General features: G+C 31.3%; 18 protein-coding genes. 4 read left to right on the top strand and 14 right to left on the bottom strand.

What is annotated here, in order from left to right; genetic code table 11:
* Window positions 1-10: 10 nt before the first annotated feature.
* Window positions 11-448, bottom strand: coding sequence for an Hsp20/alpha crystallin family protein (locus H0I23_RS09610; protein WP_216783023.1), 438 nt, complete (start codon window positions 446-448; stop codon window positions 11-13).
* A gap of 245 nt (window positions 449-693) precedes the next feature.
* Here H0I23_RS09610 and H0I23_RS09615 point away from each other — a divergent pair, with 245 nt between their 5' ends.
* Window positions 694-1,062: a DUF1456 family protein gene (locus H0I23_RS09615; protein ID WP_216783024.1), complete on the top strand. Its 369-nt coding sequence runs from the start codon at window positions 694-696 to the stop codon at window positions 1,060-1,062.
* Window positions 1,063-1,100: 38 nt separating this feature from the next.
* On the opposite strand, the gene H0I23_RS09620 is transcribed toward H0I23_RS09615, so the two are convergent.
* The 3 genes from H0I23_RS09620 to H0I23_RS09630 all read right to left on the bottom strand — a co-directional run bounded on the left by H0I23_RS09620 (window position 1,101) and on the right by H0I23_RS09630 (window position 3,749).
* Window positions 1,101-1,436, bottom strand: a complete 336-nt coding sequence (locus tag H0I23_RS09620; RefSeq protein ID WP_216783025.1) for a hypothetical protein — start codon at window positions 1,434-1,436, stop codon at window positions 1,101-1,103.
* Window positions 1,437-1,838: 402 nt separating this feature from the next.
* Complete coding sequence (gene sucC / locus H0I23_RS09625; RefSeq protein WP_216783026.1) at window positions 1,839-3,029, bottom strand: ADP-forming succinate--CoA ligase subunit beta; 1,191 nt, start codon at window positions 3,027-3,029, stop codon at window positions 1,839-1,841.
* Window positions 3,030-3,110: 81 nt separating this feature from the next.
* Entirely contained in the window at window positions 3,111-3,749 is a 639-nt protein-coding gene (locus tag H0I23_RS09630) for an LON peptidase substrate-binding domain-containing protein (RefSeq protein WP_216783027.1), read from the bottom strand.
* Window positions 3,750-3,906: 157 nt separating this feature from the next.
* Here H0I23_RS09630 and lysA point away from each other — a divergent pair, with 157 nt between their 5' ends.
* Both lysA and H0I23_RS09640 read left to right on the top strand, forming a co-directional pair.
* Window positions 3,907-5,145, top strand: a complete 1,239-nt coding sequence (lysA, locus tag H0I23_RS09635) for a diaminopimelate decarboxylase (RefSeq protein ID WP_216783028.1) — start codon at window positions 3,907-3,909, stop codon at window positions 5,143-5,145.
* A gap of 142 nt (window positions 5,146-5,287) precedes the next feature.
* The gene (locus H0I23_RS09640; RefSeq protein WP_216783029.1) at window positions 5,288-5,818 is read left to right on the top strand and encodes a DUF255 domain-containing protein; all 531 of its coding nucleotides are present in this window, start codon (window positions 5,288-5,290) and stop codon (window positions 5,816-5,818) included.
* A gap of 1 nt (window position 5,819) precedes the next feature.
* Here the strand turns inward: H0I23_RS09640 and H0I23_RS09645 are convergent, their stop codons facing one another.
* The 8 genes from H0I23_RS09645 to H0I23_RS09680 form a co-directional block, all read right to left on the bottom strand.
* Window positions 5,820-6,632: a sulfurtransferase gene (locus H0I23_RS09645; RefSeq protein WP_216783030.1), complete on the bottom strand. Its 813-nt coding sequence runs from the start codon at window positions 6,630-6,632 to the stop codon at window positions 5,820-5,822.
* A 77-nt stretch (window positions 6,633-6,709) separates the two neighbouring features.
* A complete protein-coding gene (guaB, locus tag H0I23_RS09650) occupies window positions 6,710-8,182 on the bottom strand; it encodes an IMP dehydrogenase (protein ID WP_216783031.1) in 1,473 nt (490 codons plus the stop codon).
* A 133-nt stretch (window positions 8,183-8,315) separates the two neighbouring features.
* Window positions 8,316-10,763 (bottom strand): TonB-dependent receptor, encoded by a 2,448-nt coding sequence (locus H0I23_RS09655; protein WP_216786059.1) that lies wholly within the window; start codon window positions 10,761-10,763, stop codon window positions 8,316-8,318.
* Window positions 10,744-12,108, bottom strand: coding sequence for an HTTM domain-containing protein (locus tag H0I23_RS09660; protein WP_216783033.1), 1,365 nt, complete (start codon window positions 12,106-12,108; stop codon window positions 10,744-10,746). Before H0I23_RS09660 ends, H0I23_RS09655 begins: the two co-directional genes overlap by 20 nt.
* Window positions 12,108-13,238 carry an imelysin family protein gene (locus H0I23_RS09665; RefSeq protein ID WP_216783035.1) on the bottom strand — a complete coding sequence of 377 codons (1,131 nt, stop codon included), beginning with the start codon at window positions 13,236-13,238 and terminating at the stop codon, window positions 12,108-12,110. Before H0I23_RS09665 ends, H0I23_RS09660 begins: the two co-directional genes overlap by 1 nt.
* Window positions 13,239-13,313: 75 nt before the next feature.
* Window positions 13,314-14,537 (bottom strand): DUF4856 domain-containing protein, encoded by a 1,224-nt coding sequence (locus tag H0I23_RS09670; RefSeq protein ID WP_216783037.1) that lies wholly within the window; start codon window positions 14,535-14,537, stop codon window positions 13,314-13,316.
* Window positions 14,538-14,670: 133 nt separating this feature from the next.
* Window positions 14,671-15,537: a hydroxymethylglutaryl-CoA lyase gene (locus tag H0I23_RS09675; protein ID WP_216783038.1), complete on the bottom strand. Its 867-nt coding sequence runs from the start codon at window positions 15,535-15,537 to the stop codon at window positions 14,671-14,673.
* A 34-nt stretch (window positions 15,538-15,571) separates the two neighbouring features.
* A complete protein-coding gene (locus tag H0I23_RS09680) occupies window positions 15,572-16,198 on the bottom strand; it encodes a LysE family translocator (RefSeq protein WP_216783040.1) in 627 nt (208 codons plus the stop codon).
* A 72-nt stretch (window positions 16,199-16,270) separates the two neighbouring features.
* Here H0I23_RS09680 and H0I23_RS09685 point away from each other — a divergent pair, with 72 nt between their 5' ends.
* A complete protein-coding gene (locus H0I23_RS09685; protein ID WP_216783042.1) occupies window positions 16,271-16,687 on the top strand; it encodes a Dabb family protein in 417 nt (138 codons plus the stop codon).
* On the opposite strand, the gene H0I23_RS09690 is transcribed toward H0I23_RS09685, so the two are convergent.
* Both H0I23_RS09690 and H0I23_RS09695 read right to left on the bottom strand, forming a co-directional pair.
* Entirely contained in the window at window positions 16,688-17,728 is a 1,041-nt protein-coding gene (locus tag H0I23_RS09690) for a quinone-dependent dihydroorotate dehydrogenase (protein ID WP_216783043.1), read from the bottom strand.
* An 80-nt stretch (window positions 17,729-17,808) separates the two neighbouring features.
* A complete protein-coding gene (locus H0I23_RS09695) occupies window positions 17,809-18,222 on the bottom strand; it encodes a hypothetical protein (RefSeq protein ID WP_216783044.1) in 414 nt (137 codons plus the stop codon).
* Window positions 18,223-18,249: the final 27 nt, after the last annotated feature.

Here is an 18,249-nt window from a genome sequence, read left to right on the forward strand (position 1 = left end):
TTTTTATACATTACCCTAAAGCAATTAATCTTTTAGGTTTTGGTAATGCTTCTTCTTTTTTTGGAAGTGAAAAACTCAAAATACCATCTTCATAAACAGCTTCTATCTTTTCAGTATCAATTGTATCAGGTAATGTAAATGCTCTTTTAAATGATGAAAAAGAAAATTCTCTTCGTGTATACTTTTCCGTATTTGATTCATTCTTTTCAGAGGCTTCTTTTTTACTTTCAGATGAGATTGTTAAAATGTCGTTGTCAACCTCTATCTTAAAATCATCTTTCTTTCTACCTGGCACATTTAATTCTAACATATAAGATGAAGTATCTTCTTTAATGTTAACTGCTGGCATTCTATTATTTAACACTTCTGCTCCTCCTAACCAATCTGGTTTTAATAAATCATTCATGAAAGAAGGGAACGATACTAAATTTTTATTTACTGTACTCATAACTTATATTTTTTAATTAATCTATTTACTTTAATTGTTTAGCTATGTTCAAAACATATACCAATACAAAAAACAAGTCATTTTGTCACTAAACACAATTCAAAAGATGTCATATTGTCTTAATTACTGCGTAAATAAGTCTCTAATAGTCAGTTTTTATTAAATTTTAAATAGTAGTTAACGAAAAGAGTGTTGCTTCAATAGCATGAACATTAAAAATAGTACCTTGCGAAAAATATTTTCGTATGACCAATAATGACATTTTAAAGAAGCTAAGAGTAGCTTTAATGTTAAGAGATGATGAAATTGTAGACATTTTAAAATTAGTAGATTTTAAAATATCTAAAGCAGAGCTTGGTGCGTTTTTCAGAAAAGAAGACCACCCGAATTACATGGAATGTGGAGATCAAATACTTCGAAATTTTTTAAATGCCCTTGTAATTCACTTTAGAGGAACTAAAGAAAATCCGAAAAATCCGAAAGCAGAATTAGCTAACATAAAAAAAGGGCCTAAAGCTAAAAAAGGATATGACCCTGATTTTAAAGCCAAACAAGAGAAGAAAGTAGATAAGAACGTTATCCACGGAAACTATAAAAACAAGAAAAAATCCTGAGTTACCTCAGGATTTTTTTTTTGATTAACTTAAACTACTTACTCTGTAATTCTAACAGAAACAGTATATGTTCTACCTTCTCGGTAGTCTTCTAAGTTTACCCTCTGATAATTTAATTTTGATTTTACAAAACTCTCTGCCACTTCACTGTTTGTTACAACCGTTAAAACAACAATTTCCCTATCCTTATTTAATACAAAAAGAACATCTGCCGTTAACTCATCTTCAACTTCTAAATAACTATTACTTAATAATGTTGTTATTTGAGTTGATAAACTTTTAGCTGGTTTCTCAGACTTCTTATTGTCGTTTGCAAAAACCGATCCTGTTAATACTAAAAATGCGCTTACAAATACTAGACTTAAATTTTTCATGATAACTTGTTTTAAGATTGATTTATTGATGATATCAGAAAGACCTTTCAAAAAATATAATGTTACACTCGAATCTCGTTTTAACACATTCTTTATTTAATGATACGCTTCTAAATTCGTGTCAAAATTAAAACTTATAAAGACTTAAATATAACTTTACCATGAGCCTTAACACACATTTAAACCTCTTAACACTAAGGTAAAATAACGCTATCAAAAAAATTATAAATTACATATATTAAATATTGATGTAGAGCAGCAAAATACTAATTATGCACAACACAAAGCACAAAATCATTGCACTATTTTTAAGTAATAGTCATTTTTAATGAAAACAAAAAAATGGGCAATGTTAAAATAACATTGCCCATTTCAATAATATATTTTCCGAGTATTTTTAAATTAACCCAATACTGCTTTTACTTTATCTGCAGCTTCTTGAAACTGTACAGCAGATTGTACATCTAAACCAGAATTATCAATTAATTCTTTCGCAACATCTGCATTAGTACCTTGTAAACGAACAATAATTGGAACATTTATAGTTCCCATGTTCTTATATGCATCTATAACACCTTGAGCAACACGATCACAACGAACGATACCACCAAAAATATTAATTAATATAGCTTTAACTGCAGGGTCTTTTAAAATAATTTTAAAAGCAGCCTCTACACGAGCAGCATCAGCAGTACCACCTACATCTAAAAAGTTAGCTGGCTCACCACCTGCTTGCTTAATTAAATCCATAGTCGCCATTGCTAAACCAGCTCCGTTAACCATACACCCAACATTACCTTCAAGATCTACATAATTTAAACCTAAAGCTCCTGCTTCAACCTCAATTGCATTCTCTTCACGAAGATCACGCATTTCAGCATACTGCTTTCTTCTGTAAAGTGCATTATCGTCAATAGAAACCTTAGCATCTACTGCCATAATTTTATCATCCGAAGTTTTTAAAACTGGATTGATTTCAAACATACTTGAATCACTTTCAACATATGCTTTATATAAAGACGCTACGAACTTCGTCATTTCTTTAAAAGCTGTACCTGATAAACCTAAGTTAAAGGCTATTTTACGTGCTTGAAAAGGTAATAACCCTGTTGCTGGATCAATTTCTTCTGTAAATATTAAGTGAGGAGTGTTTTCAGCTACCTCTTCAATATCCATTCCACCTTCAGTAGAATACATAATCATATTTTTACCTGTACCACGATTTAATAAAACCGATACGTAAAACTCACTTGTTTCACTAGCACCTGGGTAATAAACATCTTCTGCAACTAATACTTGGTGTACTTTTTTTCCTTCAGCAGAAGTTTGAGGAGTTACCAGATTCATTCCGATAATGCTTCCTGCAATTTCTTCAACTTCTTTTAAATTTTTAGCTAATTTAACTCCGCCACCTTTGCCACGTCCACCTGCATGAACTTGTGCTTTAATAACGTGCCAACCTGTTCCAGTTTCTGCAGTTAATTGCTTTGCAGCATCTACAGCTTCTTTTGCATTATGAGCCACTATTCCACGTTGGATGCGTACCCCAAAACTTGCTAAAATTTCTTTTCCTTGATATTCGTGAAGATTCATAAGTAAATCGTGTCTTTATTTAATATGGACAAAAATAACAAACCAATACTAATTACCCTAATGAAATTACGCCATGATTGTTTAAAATTTAAAATCATCAAATTTCAAGGGGTCAAGATTCTTAAAATGTCCATTAAATTTTATAGTTTCTTTTGTTCTATTAACCTCTTTTAATACTACAATTAACTCATCTAAATGGGTTTCAATAAAACGCAACCTATCACTCTCAATACTAATCTGTAATAATTTATATTCTTGACTTTTAGATAATCCTATTTTATGAGCTAATGTAAAACTATCAAATTCTTCTGCTAAAGTTTGTACTGACGGAATTCCCATTAACTGATATAACACCTGTATTTTATTAACCACCCTACGTTTTATTTCTATTTCCCCATCTCTTATATCCTCTATGATCGTAACAACACCTCCTGAATATAGCTTGTCACCCATATTTTTTTCAAACGCAACTATCTTAATTACTTTTTTCGCTCTGCATATAATATCCATTTCACCTGTTGAATAGAGTTTAACTATTTCCTCTAAAACTACCTCTACTCCAAAAGGCATTAGTTGATTTAAGTAAACAGGAATACCAAATGAGATTGCTTCATTTTTACAATCGTAGATAAGTTGTAAATAGCGAGGTTCAAAAATATGTAATGGTATTTTTTCTCCTGGAAAAAAAATAGATTGGAGGGGGAACAGAGGTAGTCTCATTTTTTATTTTAAATTTACAACTCACATTCCTATTTATCAAATCTATCTTTTGACATCATTTGTTTTAAATATAACAAATTGTTGCATTTTGACTTTTTGTTGAATTATTTTGTTCAAACGTTATAAGAAGTATAAATTTGCTAAAAAATTCATTGCAATGACGCAAAACGACTTATTGAACATAGCAAAAACATACGGAGATCCTGTATATGTTTATGATTCTGAAAAAATAATATCTCAGTTTAACAGACTGACTAACGCTTTTAGTGGTGTTAAAAAATTGAAATTAAATTACGCTTGTAAAGCATTATCAAATATTACCATATTAAAGTTAATGAACAGCTTAGGTAGCGGTTTAGATACCGTTTCTATTCAAGAGGTTCAATTAGGTTTACTTGCTGGTTTTAAACCTGAAAATATAATATACACACCAAACGGAGTATCTTTAGAAGAAATTGAAGAAGCTTCTAAATTAGGTGTTAGAATTAATATAGATAACTTATCTATATTAGAACAATTTGGCAGCAAATACCCTACTGTACCTGTTTGTATACGTATTAACCCACATGTTATGGCTGGAGGAAACTCTAACATTTCTGTTGGTCATATCGATTCTAAATTCGGTATTAGTATTCATCAAATTCCTCATTTATTACGCATTGTGGAGTTGACAAAAATGAATATTAATGGTATTCACATGCATACTGGTAGTGATATTTTAGATATCGACGTTTTCCTTTATGCTTCTGAAATATTATTCGAAACAGCTACAAACTTTAAAAATCTAGATTTTATCGATTTTGGTAGTGGCTTTAAAGTACCTTATAAAGAGGGGGATATTGAAACAAATATTGAAGAATTAGGAAAAAAATTATCTCAGAAATTTAACGAATTCTGTAAAGAATATGGAAAAGAGCTTACATTAGCCTTTGAGCCTGGTAAATTTTTAGTGAGTGAAGCAGGTTCTTTCTTAGCAAAAGTTAATGTTGTAAAACAAACTACATCTACTGTTTTTGCTAGTATTGATTCAGGCTTTAACCACTTAATACGCCCAATGCTTTACGGGTCACATCACCAAATAGAAAACATTTCGAACCCTAATGGTAGAGAACGCTACTATTCAGTGGTTGGTTATATATGCGAAACTGATACTTTTGCAAGTAACCGTAGAATAAACGAAATATCAGAAGGTGATATCTTAAGCTTCAAAAATGCTGGTGCTTACTGCTTTACAATGGCTAGTAATTACAATAGTAGATTTAGACCGCCAGAAGTATTATGGCACGACGGCAAAGCTGTTCTTATTAGAGAAAGAGAAAACTTAGATGATATTATTAGAAACCAAGTTGATACGAAAGACTTGTTTGCCAAGAAAGAAAAAGCATCTACGAAATAATATTACACTTATATTCTTTAAATAAAAAAAATCCTGTTGAGCAGGATTTTTTTTATTTACAATCCATTCTTTATAAAATAAAACCACCCTAAATTCGTTAGGTTTTTTAGATATAGTAGACTAACATAAAAAATATCTCATTATGAAAAATAACACCCAAATATCAAAGTTTACTGTTTTCGTTTTTTTCTTATTTATTTCATTAGGTATGAACGCTCAAGAAGTAACTTGGTTAACTTGGGATGAAGCCGCTAAACTAGCTGAGACAGATAAAAAACCTAAGAAAATTTTTGTAGATGTTTATACTGACTGGTGCGGTTGGTGTAAAAAAATGGACAAGGATACTTTTCAAAACACTGAAGTAGCTGCTTACATGGAAAAAAACTACTACATGGTAAAGTTAGATGGCGAAGGAAAAGACCCAATAGAATTCAAAGGAAAAACATTCAAGTTTATACCTTCTGGAAGAAACGGATATCACGAATTTGCTGCTGCTTTAATGCAAGGTAAATTAAGTTACCCTACTACTATATTTCTTGATGAGAAAATGAATATGCTATCTCCCGTACCTGGATACCAAAAACCAGATGCTTTTTTAAAAATAGCAAAATATTTTGGCGATGATATTCATAAAGAAAAAGATTGGAAAGCCTACTCTGAAGAAACGAAATAAGCTATTTCACCCTTTGTGCCCATTCTGTCCAAGAACCATCAAACACTGCTTTTTCGTTAGTTATATTAGCTATTTTACTTGCCAGTAAAATAATACAGGCTGTAATACCCGATCCACAACTAAACACTAACGGACGGTTTTCCTTTTCAACATCTTTAAATATCAATTTCAATTCTGATACAGATTTGAATTTCCCGTTATTTAAAACATTTTCATAAGGTATATTGATGGAATTCGGAATATGACCACTTCTTAAATCTTTTCTAGGTTCTGGTGCTGTACCATCAAACCTACCACTAGATCGAGCATCAATAAGTAAAGTATTTTCTGCAGTTGTATTTTCTAACACTGAAGTGAAATTCACTAGTTTACTTTTATCAAAAGATGTTTTAAAATCTCCTTTATTTGATGTGTCAAATATTCGATTTTCTACAGGTAAACCACTACTCATCCATTCTGGAAGGCCGCCATCTAAAACTGCAATATCGCTATGCCCCATTGCGTTAAACATCCACAAAACCCTAGGGCTCCAGTATACTCCTAAATTATCATAAACTACAATTTTACTAGTTGAATTAATTCCTAAGTTTTGGCAAGCTAATTGAAATTTTTCCGCTGATGGTAATGTATTTGGGTATTTACTATCTGTATCTGAAAAATCATTTTTTAGATCAAAAAACCGAGCGCCAGCAATTTTCACACTATCTAAACGTGCCTCTTTCGCTGCAATTGCAACAGAACTAGCATCTAAAATAATTAAATCAGAATCACTCAAGTGATTTTTTAACCAATCAACAGTAACCAAAGAATCCATACTCAAACATTTAAAATTAAAACAAAAAAAAGAGATAACTAAGTTACCTCTTTTTATACATTTTATAAAGTTTAAGTCTACCTACTATAATTAGGAGATTCTTTTGTAATTGTTACATCATGTGGGTGACTTTCATTAATACCACTTGCTGTAATTTTCACAAACCTACCAGTATCTTGGAGTGTTGCAATATCTTTTGCTCCACAATAACCCATACCTGCTTTAAGACCACCAATAAATTGATGTATACTCTCAAACAAATCTCCTTTGTAAGGTACACGACCTACAATACCTTCTGGCACTAATTTTTTAATATCATCTTCTACATCTTGGAAATAACGATCTTTTGAGCCTTGTTTCATCGCTTCAACAGATCCCATTCCTCGATATGATTTGAATTTTCTTCCCTCGTATATAATAGTTTCTCCAGGAGACTCTTTAGTTCCTGCTAATAGCGATCCTAACATTACCGTATCTGCACCTGCTGCAATTGCTTTTGGAATATCACCCGTATAACGAATACCACCATCTGCAATTACAGGAACACCACTGCCTTTAATAGCAGCAGCAACTTCTAATACAGCAGAAAATTGAGGAAAACCTACCCCAGCAATAATACGTGTTGTACATATTGAACCTGGGCCAATACCTACTTTAACAGCATCAGCACCTGCTTCTACTAAATATTTAGCAGCTTCACCTGTTGCTATATTACCTACAATAACATCTAAATCAGGAAATTTAGCTTTTACTTTTTTCAAAACATCAACCACACCTCTTGTATGCCCATGAGCAGTATCAATAACAACAGCATCAACACCTGCATTTACTAACGCTTCTGCTCTTTCAACAGCATCTGCAGTTACACCTAAAGCAGCTGCAACTCTTAACCGACCATATTGATCTTTATTCGCAATTGGTTTTTGAGTAAGCTTTGTAATATCTCTAAAAGTTATTAAACCAACTAATTTATAGTCTTTATCAACAACTGGTAATTTTTCAATTTTATTTTCTTGTAAAATATCTTCTGCTTGCTCTAACGAAGTACCTTCTGCAACTGTTACTAAATTTTTAGTAGTCATCACTTCAGCAATAGGACGATCATTGTTTTTCTCAAAACGTAAATCTCTATTTGTAACGATACCAATCAATTTATCCTCTGCATCAACAATCGGAATACCTCCAATACTAAATTCTTTCATACATGCTTTTGCATCGCGAACTACAGAGTTTAATGGTAAAGTTACTGGGTCGATAATCATACCGCTTTCTGCCCTTTTTACTTTACGTACTTTAAGCGCTTGTTGCTCTATTGACATGTTTTTATGTAACACACCAATACCGCCTTCTTGAGCCATAGCAATTGCCATTTTTGACTCAGTAACAGTATCCATAGCGGCAGATACAATTGGAACATTAATAGTAATGTTACGTGTAAATTTTGTTTGAATATTTACTTCTCTTGGAAGTACTTCAGAAAAAGCTGGGACTAAGAGTACGTCATCATAAGTAAGACCTTCTCCAACAATTTTATCAAGATGTGCTTGCATGGCAATTAAAGATTAATTGCGTGCAAATATACGATATTTATTGGTTTAATTGAATCGAACAACTCATTATTCGAATTTTAACTTTATAACATGAAAAGGTTAGCTGATTATAAATGAATACTAATTTATAAGGTTATAATTTAAATTGTAATGTTGTATAAAATGTTCGTGGCTGAGAAGGTAAGATACCAGGTCCTGGATAGCCTGTAGCTCTACGCGTAAAATAACTATTATCTAAAAGGTTATTTACACCTGTTTCTAATTTGAAATTTTTATAAGAATATGATACTGATAAATCTAAAATATCATAAGCAGGTATCTCTCCAATGATACCACTTTGACTCTCAAAATCTCTTGGAGAATTGGTGGCGTCTGTAAACTGACTACTTAAATATGTATACTGCAAACTACCTAACAGATCTTTATATCCAAAACCTATTCCTGTTTTTATATTAAAATCAGGAATAAACTCAACTTTATTTCCTACCACGTTATTCTCTTCTGATGAAATATACTCACTACCTGTAAATGCCATATTTGCAAATACATTCAGCTTACCACTCTTGTTATGTGATAGTACTTCCCACACATTAAAATCAACAAAACTTTCTAATCCGTATGTTATAGCATCACCTATATTACTTCTAAAACGCTCTTGTTGAATATCACTAACAGAGCGAAGTATGACACCTAAACGATCATCATATCGCAATAAAAAGCCTCCTATATCATAGGATAAGACATTAGATATTCTACCCCTTGCTCCCAAATCAAATGTATAACCACTTTCATCTGAAATATCTGGATCTACAGTTAATGAAGGGTTATTAATACGAATATCATTAAAAGTAACCGATCTATAATTTTGACTAAAATTACCATATAACTCTAATGAATTAAGCGGCTTATAACTCACTCCAACACCTAATAAAACAAATTGACGTGCAAAATCTTTATTATCTGAAACATCTTCATTCAATATAGGATTGCCTGCTATATCTAAATTTATTTGCTTGAACTCCCCTTCGCTTTCTGTTTTTATATATTCGAAACGTATACCTGGAGTAATTGATAGATTATCTTTTATCTTAAAAATATTCTCTGCAAAAATTGCTAAATTCAAGTTAGGAAACTCAAAGTCACTTTGTCTTGAATAGTTTGGATATTCATCATTAGCAAAACTAAAATCTGCATCAGCTCCATTTGTTCCCGGCCCTTGACGCTCTGAATTTTTAGATTGATAATATTTAGAGCCTATTAAAAAAGTATGGTCTCCATCGAATAAATTATATCGCGTTAAAACTCTAGCTTCTGCTCCCCAGTTGTTAAAATTGCCAACAATAAGCTCTCTTGGTGCTGTTAAATCATCTTCTTGAGAAACTCTATTTTCTCTAAAACCAACAGATTTTCTAAAAGCATCTAAAGCAAACAGATTTAAACTAAAGTCTGTTTTGCTCGAAAAAGCATGATCTAATCTCATAGAATACAATTTCCAGTCTACATTAAACCAGTTTCTCGTTCTATTACTAAACGTTGGGTCATCTTCAAATTGTTGATCCGTTAAACCTCCTGGCTGGTGTGCCAAATAATTTAAATAACTAAATTCAAAAGTAAGTTTTGTTCTATCAGTAAAATTATGGTTTACATGAATATAGCCATTATAAGAATCAAATTCAGAATTTGGTCGAAATCCATTTCCTGTTTTATAATTATAAAAAGCATAATACTGTGTTTTACCTACCGTACCTCCGAGACTATTAAAGCTGGTGAATAAATTATTAGACCCCAATGTTTGCCTAGAAATCCACTCTATTTCTTTGTCAGGGTTAGGTTGCTTCATCTTAAAATTAATAAGCCCGCCAAATTGAGTTCCGTACTGTAAAGATGCTGCTCCTCTAACCACTTCTATTTTATCTAAACCTTCTGCTGGTGGCGTATAATAACTCTCAGGATACCCCAAAACATCTGCAGAAATATCATATCCATTTTGCCTCGTATTAAAGCTTGCCGTTCTGTTTGGGTCTAGGCCTCTACCTCCAATATTAAGCTGTAAACCAGCATCACTATTATCGTATATATTTAAACCTACTACCTGCGCATATAATTGCCTAGCTGTACCACTTGCTAAATTCGCTGTAAGATTATCAATTAACACAACCTCACTCTTTTTTCCTTCATAAATTGCAGTCCCTTCTACTGCCTTTAATTTATTTAAAGCAAAAATCTTTTCTTTTCTAGCCACCAAAACAACTTCCGATAATTTTTCGCCAAGAGTTTCTAATTTTAAAGATAAAGAAGTGCTTTTATTCACCTCTAAAGTGTTTTCTAATATTGCATATTCAAAAGAAAAAACAACTAATTTATAGGTACCCGACTTTACATTTTCGAAAGTAAAAGCTCCATTTGAATCACTAATAACTTTTTTTGATAACTCATAGATGTAAATCTCTGCTCCTGTTACAGGTTCGTTATCTATAGCGTTAGTAACTGTGCCCGAAATAGTAAATTGAGCATTCATACAAGCAGATGCTAATAATAAAAATATTACTATTATAATCGTTTTAAAATCCTTTAATATCATCATTAAAATTAAGTATCCATTTTTTTGGTTTGAAAGAATCTTTTTCTTCCACTAAATCAACTTTCGGATCTACATAAGGTTGACTCAACCGACCATTTAAAGCTACATAACTTTCTACATAAACTGCTATATTTTTCTCCCCGTTATCAGAAAAATGATTCGCTAGAAAGTGTGCATATTGTAAAATAAAATCTGGCTGCGTACTCATTTGTTTTTCCTGAAAAGAAGATAAAAAATCATCATTATCAACTAAAAAAGAAGTCCCCTTTTCTTTATCAACCACTTTAAATTGTGCGTAACCTGCTTTTTCCATTAGCATAACCCGCCATGAAAAACGATACCCCTCTTCTGTCCAAAAGAGTTCGTTTTTATAAGCTAAATAACGCCACGGCAAAAGTAATTGTATTATTAGAAACAGACCTAATATTAACAGTGGAATTTTATGATTTGATATTGTATCTATCTGGTTACTAACACCATCTTGTTTGATAGGCTTTAAGCTTAAAAGTTTTGATGTTTTTTGAATTAACTTTTCATGAAAACTAGCATCAAAAAAGATTAATGCACTTACTATCATTACAAAAGGAAATACTCCGATAGGAAATAAAATACGAGTTAACACGTGAAACATTATTACTAGAAAAAAACCCAACCAACGTGTTGGTTTATATAATAATAAAAAAGGAATTAATAAATCATAAAGAGCACCGCCCCAACTAAAAGCATAATGCACCCACTCTTTTTGCAATAAGCTACCTAACAATGGTAAATCGTAATTAGATGGTAACCAAATTTTAAGTGGCATAGCACTCAATAACCAATCACTATTAAGTTTTGCCAAACCTGCATAAAAATATACAATAAACAGCATTACTTTTATACAGTCTATATTCCATTTAGGAATAATCAATTTTTGTTTTAAAGGATTTAAATAAGCGTCTATAGAAAATGTTGCATTAGCTGGTAAAAACATAAGCATAAAACTAAGACAGCTAACAAAATAATAATGATTTAAGTATGTTGTTTTATCCATCAATTCGATATATGTAAAACACAGAAAGAAGAGAACAATACTAAATCTATATTTGTAACCAATAGTTATTAAAATAGAGGTTACAAAACATACAGCAAATAAAAAATAAGTGTAAATACCTAGTGGCTTTATCCATTCAAAACCAAAATAAGAAAAGAAAAATTTAGGTTGAATATACAATTTATCTACCCAACCATAACTTAAAAACCTGATTGTACTGAATAACATCATTAAACCAAAAAAAACACGAAAGACCGCTAAATTAGCGGCCTTAGTGTTTTTAGATAAATATGTGTTCAGTAAATATTTCATTAATCTCCGTCTGCATCAACAAAATCAACGTTTATACTTAATGCCTGCATCATATCAACTTTAAGCAAAATTACATTTCGTTGTAATTCATCGTAAGTCTCTGTCATTTTAGTATTATCATTTTCAACTTGAAAAGATAAATCTGCATTTAATTCCGCAGCTTTTACTTTTGACGTTTCAAACTGGTTATTAATTAAAGTACTTAAGTCTTCGCTATTTTTAATTGTATTTAAAAAATCTAAATATGCTTTTAGACTTAAACCCGTTTCATTTGAATTGAAATTTTTTCCATTAAAAAAATCTTGACTTGCATCAATTGCACTTAACAACAATTGTTTTCCAATTTGTTTACTATACAAAGCCTCTACGTTTAAAGGTAATGGTTCTGTTGAAAAAACACCCGCTGGAATACCAACTTTACCTGCTCTCAACGATTTTTCGTAGTAAAAAAGAAAATCATTAACCAATTTATCAACTGAGCCTGTTGCTGAAGAGCTTGTTGCTGCAACAAATGAAGCTCTATAACTACCTTGCCAATCAGATAAAACTGTTGTTGATAATTCTAAAACAGTAGTTGCAAGATCGTTCAAATATTTTTTATACCCTTCTGAATTTGAACCCGTACTATAAAAACTAACTATTTCTACATCTGTAGTTGCAAGACCATTAATCATATAGTCAATTGCAGGAAAACCTTGAATAGCTATATTTGATGGTAATGCAAAATTATAAGATCCACTAGTAATACTACTTTCTATATTTGTTACAGCTGTAGGATATACGTTTAAACGGTTTCTAAAATTAATTTCTTCTGCTTTCCCTATTTCAAACATTGAAACACTTTGAAAAGAATCATAAGATGCTACCCATATATCACGTAAGCTTTGTAAATTTTCTTCATTAGGATTTTCAGTAAACACTGTTGAAGCTTGGGCTAAAGCAGCAGCACTAATATTAAAAGATTCATGAGCAGGTATAATTATATTATCAGCCCAATTTATAAGCATTGCTCCTCTATCAAAAGAATCTTCAATTCCTGGTCCACCATCAGATTCTCCATCATCACTTGTAGAACAAGCAAAAACTACTAATCCTATAAGAATACAACTCCAAATTTTCATCATTTTCATACCAATCTTTTTATCAACACTAAGCCTTCTTTATACTATAAAGAAGGCTTAATTTTTTATTTATGTAAAATATAATTATTCAACACTTGCAGCTTGTGCAACAGTAAAATCAAATTTAGCAGCAATAGCTTCTGATATTTCTTCTATTGTTTCTGCCTCTAAATCCCATAAACCATTTTCACCATCTCCTAAAAGTTGTAAAAGTAATCCATCAACTTCTTCTTTACTAAAAAATGGAGTATTTGTTCCTGGTTTTCTAGTAAATCTTAAGCTATAAACAAAACCATAGGCTTCTGATAATGCGTGGAATGAACCTGTTCTTTCTTCACTTACAATTTTTGTTTTTGCTTGTTGAAGATAATAGATACCTCTAACTGCTATAACTTCAGATATTTTTTCACGAATTATTTCTGCTTGCTCATCACGAACATCGTATTGTTTTGCTACAATCGCAGCTCTACCTAATTTAAAAGCTTCAAAAATTTCTGAAGCGATTGTTGAGAAGTCTGCATCATCATTAACACGACCTGTATATTCATTTAAAAATTTATCATCTTCACCAATCGTTAAATTTGGGTTGGCAATATTTTCAGAAGTACCATATATATAACCATAAGCTTCATCCCATTTATGCTCCATAGATGTGTATGTTTTTCCATCTTCAAGTACATCGTTATCATTATTCTCACGGTTACTTTCTGCATCTAAAACAGAAGTACTTAAGTAGTTATTCAAAATTTGATCTGTCATTAAAGCCCCTAATAATGATTTTGCAAACATTTGATTGTACTCCAAACCATTAGCATTAACATACCTTGTTGAGGTACCATCAGCAATTTGACCTGCAACACCTGCAGATGCAACTGTATTTTCATTAGGAAAAACCTCATTAATTTGACCTGCAATATAACCCTCAAAATCTGCTTTTATAATTGCAGCCTCAGTAGTATTAGCTGCAAAAAAATCTGAAGATGCCGCTACTTTACTTCTTAAACTTTTATCTGAACTATTTAATGCTGTATCTGAAAAGTCATTAGCACCCTCTTCATGAGCAAACATTGCATTTAATGATGTTTCAGTTGCTGTATCAAAAGCCCTAAGTGCATCTACCGTTTCCCCTGCCATTAAAATTCTAGTCGTTTGTCCATCAAAACTCACTGTCGAGATACCATCTCTTTCAAACATGTATAATGAAGGATTTGTAATCCCTTCAATTTCCTCTACAGAATCGTTATCATCATTATCACAAGAAACAAATAATAAACTTGCACAAAGTGGCAATAAAAGCAATTTTTTCATAACTATACTTATTAAGATTTAATATAAATAATCTTTCGATTGCAAATATATTATCAAAAATGGATTTGACAAATTTTATTTATAATAAATCTAAATAAATCTTAAAATTTATGATTTCACTAATAAAAGCTTATTAATGATATGAAGAAAATAACTCGGTAGCTTTATTATATGCAGCCTCAAATACCATCCAATTTACATTTGTACTAGCCTTTTCTGATGTAAAATAAGAAAGCATTTTTTCAGTTGGCATATTACCTGTCAATTCATCTTTAGCCATTGGGCAGCCTCCAAAACCTTGTACAGCACCATCAAACCTTCTACAACCGGCCTTATATGCGGCATCTACTTTTTCGTGCCATTTAGTTGGTATTGTATGCAAATGCGCCCCAAACTCAATATTTGGATAATTAGGAATTAAATTGGAAAACAAATATGTAATATCTTCTTTGGTTGATGTGCCCACTGTATCAGAAAGTGATAAAACATCAACCCCCATATTTACCAACTTTTCAGTCCACTCTCCTACTATATCAACATTCCAAGGGTCGCCGTAAGGATTTCCGAAACCCATCGAAATATAAGTAACTACTTTTTTATTATTCGATTTAGCTATTTCAATTATCTCTTTCAAAATATCAATTGACTCTGCTATAGTTTTATGCGTATTACGCATTTGGAAGTTTTCAGAAATAGAAAATGGATAACCTAAGTAATCTATTTTTGATTGCGCTGCAGCATCTTCTGCTCCGCGAGTATTAGCAACAATAGCTAGTAATTTACTTTCTGTTTTCGATAAATCTAACAAAGAAAGAACCTCTGCTGTATCTACCATTTGTGGTATTGCTTTCGGGGAAACAAAACTACCAACATCAATAGTATCAAAACCACAACCTAATAACGATTGAATATACTTTACCTTTTCAGCCGTAGGTATAAAGGTTTTAATGCCTTGCATGGCATCTCTCGGACATTCAACTATTTTAACTTTATTAGACATTGCTTTATAGTTACTCTAGTTATCAAAATTACTACTATTTATTTGAAAATAACAGATAGACTGCAATACCCAAGAAAACAGATACCTGAAGCCATTTTAAAACGACTCCAACCTTATTATTTCCCTTAATAAAACTTGAGAGTTGACTTGCAAGAATTGCAATTAAACTAAAAATAATAAACGAAACAAACATAAACAGCAATCCTAAAATATAAAACTGTAATAATGCGCTTATTGTTTCACTAAATAAAAACCCAGGAAAGAAAGCTAAGAAAAAAATGGTAACCTTTGGGTTTAACACATTCATTATAAAACCTTGCTTAAATAACTGAAAATCTGATTTATCAGTTACACCCTTCTGCTGCAAATTTATATCAGAAGGACTTTTACAAACCATAAAGGCTAAATACACCAGATAAGCTGCTCCAAATAATTTTATAATAAAATAGATTGATTCATTCTCTTTTATTAATGCCGAAACACCAAAAGCCAAAAGCGATGTATGCACCAAACAACCAGAAATTAAGCCATAAACAGTGGCTAAGCCTTTTCTTTTACCATTAGCAATACTCTGTGTGAGTACAAATATATTATCTGGTCCTGGAGATACGGCTAGTGTAGCTGTTGCTAAAACAAATGCCAAAAGTATTTGATAGTTCAAATTTCATAATGCTTTTTGAAATTACAAAATACAAATAAGATTGTGCTTTATTTTATATCTTGTATAAAAAACATGAATCTTAAATTATTTATTTACACAATTGTTTCTTCATTATTACTCTTAAGCTTCAACACTTTTGAAACAAAAACTCCCAAAACAACTAATTTGATGATATCAGAAAATGACTCTCTGCTCAGGCATGTCGTACTTTTTAAATTTAAAGACAATGCTCCTGATGAAAAAATAAAAGAAATAGAAAATGCATTTAACGAATTACCCTCTAAAATACCTCAAATACTAGATTATGAATGGGGATTAAACAACAGTCCAGAGAATCTTAATAAAGGACTTACTCATTGCTTTTTCTTAACTTTTAAAAACGAAGCTGATAGGGCAATTTATTTACCTCACCCAGATCACAAAGCTTTCGGAACTTTATTAGATTCTTACTTAGATGATGTTTTAGTAGTAGATTATTGGACGAAATAATTAAGCTTGCTTTTCTAAAATTGCTTTATTTATTTTTTTAACTAAAGCTGGCCCTTCATAAATGAAACCAGTCCATAGTTGTATTAAATCAGCACCTGCATCTAATTTTTCTAATGCATCTTCTGCTGTATTAATACCACCTACCCCTATAATTGGAAACGCCTTATTACTTTTTTCTGATAAAAAACGAATTACTTCAGTACTTCTTTCTCTAAGCGGTTTACCACTTAATCCTCCGTTTTCTTTCAACAGAGATTCTGAAGATTTTAAATTATCTCTTGCTATAGTAGTGTTAGAAGCTATTATACCATCAATTTTTGTATCGGCTACAATAGTGATAATATCTAACAATTGATCATCAGTTAAATCTGGTGCTATTTTTAATAAAATTGGCTTTTCTTTTGCATCCTTAATAACTGCCAATTTAGAATTTTCTAATTTTAGCTGATTTAATAAAGCTGTTAATGGTTCTTTATCTTGTAATTCTCTTAAACCGGGTGTATTAGGTGAACTTACATTTACAACAAAATAATCAACATGTTCAAATAAAGCATTAAAACAGCTTAAATAATCATCCGTAGCCTTATCATTAGGTGTTACCTTATTTTTACCTATATTGCCTCCAACAATAACTTTATGCTCTTTTTTAAGCTCTTTGACTGCCTCTAAAACACCAAGATTATTAAACCCCATTCGATTAATAATTGCTTTATCCGCTTTTAATCTAAAAAGTCTTTTTTTTGGATTACCATCTTGTGGCTGAGGAGTAAGTGTTCCTATCTCTATAAATCCGAAACCAAAATCGGATAACTCGTTGTATAGTTGTGCATTTTTATCAAAACCAGCCGCTAAGCCTACTGGATTTTTAAAGGTAAGACCAAATAATTTTCGCTCAAGTTTTTTATCTTCTATTGAATAGATAGATCTGAAAATTCTTGAAAAACCAATTTTTCCGAAAAATTTAATCATTGAAAATGAAAAATGGTGTATTTTTTCTGGATCAAATAAGAAAAAAATAGGTCGTATTAATAATTTATACATTTCAGCGAAATTTTTGCAAAAATACAAACATCACCAATGAAATTAACTATTTACCACCACTTTTATCAAAAAAAATAATACTACTCTTCAGTAATCGTAATTGGAGTTCTACTCGCTGTATTACATAGTAAAACATATCTTTCGTATTGTTTTTCATTAAAAATTGAAATCAATTTTTGATCGTATTCAATAATCACACCGAACATCTCTTCCTCTAATTCTTTATGTTTTTCAGCCAACACAGTAAGTTCTTCTGGAGTACTCTGAGGATGTGTTTCTAATAACACTTTAACTTTTTCATCAATTGCATCAGTTGCTAACTTCACATCATCTTTCAAAACTTTTAAAGTTTCAAGTTGCTTTTCTTTTAGTTGAAAAGTTTCAATTACTTTTTCTGAATTTTTGCTCCCAATATCCAATATACAAACTTGAGATGTTGCAAAAACTGAAGTTAAACTAAAAACAAAAAGTGCTATTATATGTTTGTAAGTCATCTTAAAAATTTATTATAGAGAATAAGT

Origin of the sequence: Cellulophaga sp. HaHaR_3_176 (genome assembly GCF_019021925.1) — a bacterium.
Taxonomy (GTDB): Bacteria; Bacteroidota; Bacteroidia; order Flavobacteriales; family Flavobacteriaceae; genus Cellulophaga.

What these genes read in the sequence shown, in the direction of transcription:
- H0I23_RS09655 (WP_216786059.1), bottom strand. Translation starts at nt 10,763, where the DNA reads ATGATATTAAAGGATTTTAAAACGATTATAATAGTAATATTTTTATTA.
- H0I23_RS09665 (WP_216783035.1), bottom strand. Translation starts at nt 13,238, where the DNA reads ATGAAAATGATGAAAATTTGGAGTTGTATTCTTATAGGATTAGTAGTT.
- H0I23_RS09610 (WP_216783023.1), bottom strand. Translation starts at nt 448, where the DNA reads ATGAGTACAGTAAATAAAAATTTAGTATCGTTCCCTTCTTTCATGAAT.
- H0I23_RS09675 (WP_216783038.1), bottom strand. Translation starts at nt 15,537, where the DNA reads ATGTCTAATAAAGTTAAAATAGTTGAATGTCCGAGAGATGCCATGCAA.
- H0I23_RS09620 (WP_216783025.1), bottom strand. Translation starts at nt 1,436, where the DNA reads ATGAAAAATTTAAGTCTAGTATTTGTAAGCGCATTTTTAGTATTAACA.
- H0I23_RS09660 (WP_216783033.1), bottom strand. Translation starts at nt 12,108, where the DNA reads ATGAAATATTTACTGAACACATATTTATCTAAAAACACTAAGGCCGCT.
- H0I23_RS09690 (WP_216783043.1), bottom strand. Translation starts at nt 17,728, where the DNA reads ATGTATAAATTATTAATACGACCTATTTTTTTCTTATTTGATCCAGAA.
- H0I23_RS09630 (WP_216783027.1), bottom strand. Translation starts at nt 3,749, where the DNA reads ATGAGACTACCTCTGTTCCCCCTCCAATCTATTTTTTTTCCAGGAGAA.
- H0I23_RS09670 (WP_216783037.1), bottom strand. Translation starts at nt 14,537, where the DNA reads ATGAAAAAATTGCTTTTATTGCCACTTTGTGCAAGTTTATTATTTGTT.
- guaB (WP_216783031.1), bottom strand. Translation starts at nt 8,182, where the DNA reads ATGCAAGCACATCTTGATAAAATTGTTGGAGAAGGTCTTACTTATGAT.
- sucC (WP_216783026.1), bottom strand. Translation starts at nt 3,029, where the DNA reads ATGAATCTTCACGAATATCAAGGAAAAGAAATTTTAGCAAGTTTTGGG.
- lysA (WP_216783028.1), top strand. Translation starts at nt 3,907, where the DNA reads ATGACGCAAAACGACTTATTGAACATAGCAAAAACATACGGAGATCCT.
- H0I23_RS09640 (WP_216783029.1), top strand. Translation starts at nt 5,288, where the DNA reads ATGAAAAATAACACCCAAATATCAAAGTTTACTGTTTTCGTTTTTTTC.
- H0I23_RS09615 (WP_216783024.1), top strand. Translation starts at nt 694, where the DNA reads ATGACCAATAATGACATTTTAAAGAAGCTAAGAGTAGCTTTAATGTTA.
- H0I23_RS09695 (WP_216783044.1), bottom strand. Translation starts at nt 18,222, where the DNA reads ATGACTTACAAACATATAATAGCACTTTTTGTTTTTAGTTTAACTTCA.
- H0I23_RS09685 (WP_216783042.1), top strand. Translation starts at nt 16,271, where the DNA reads ATGAATCTTAAATTATTTATTTACACAATTGTTTCTTCATTATTACTC.
- H0I23_RS09645 (WP_216783030.1), bottom strand. Translation starts at nt 6,632, where the DNA reads ATGGATTCTTTGGTTACTGTTGATTGGTTAAAAAATCACTTGAGTGAT.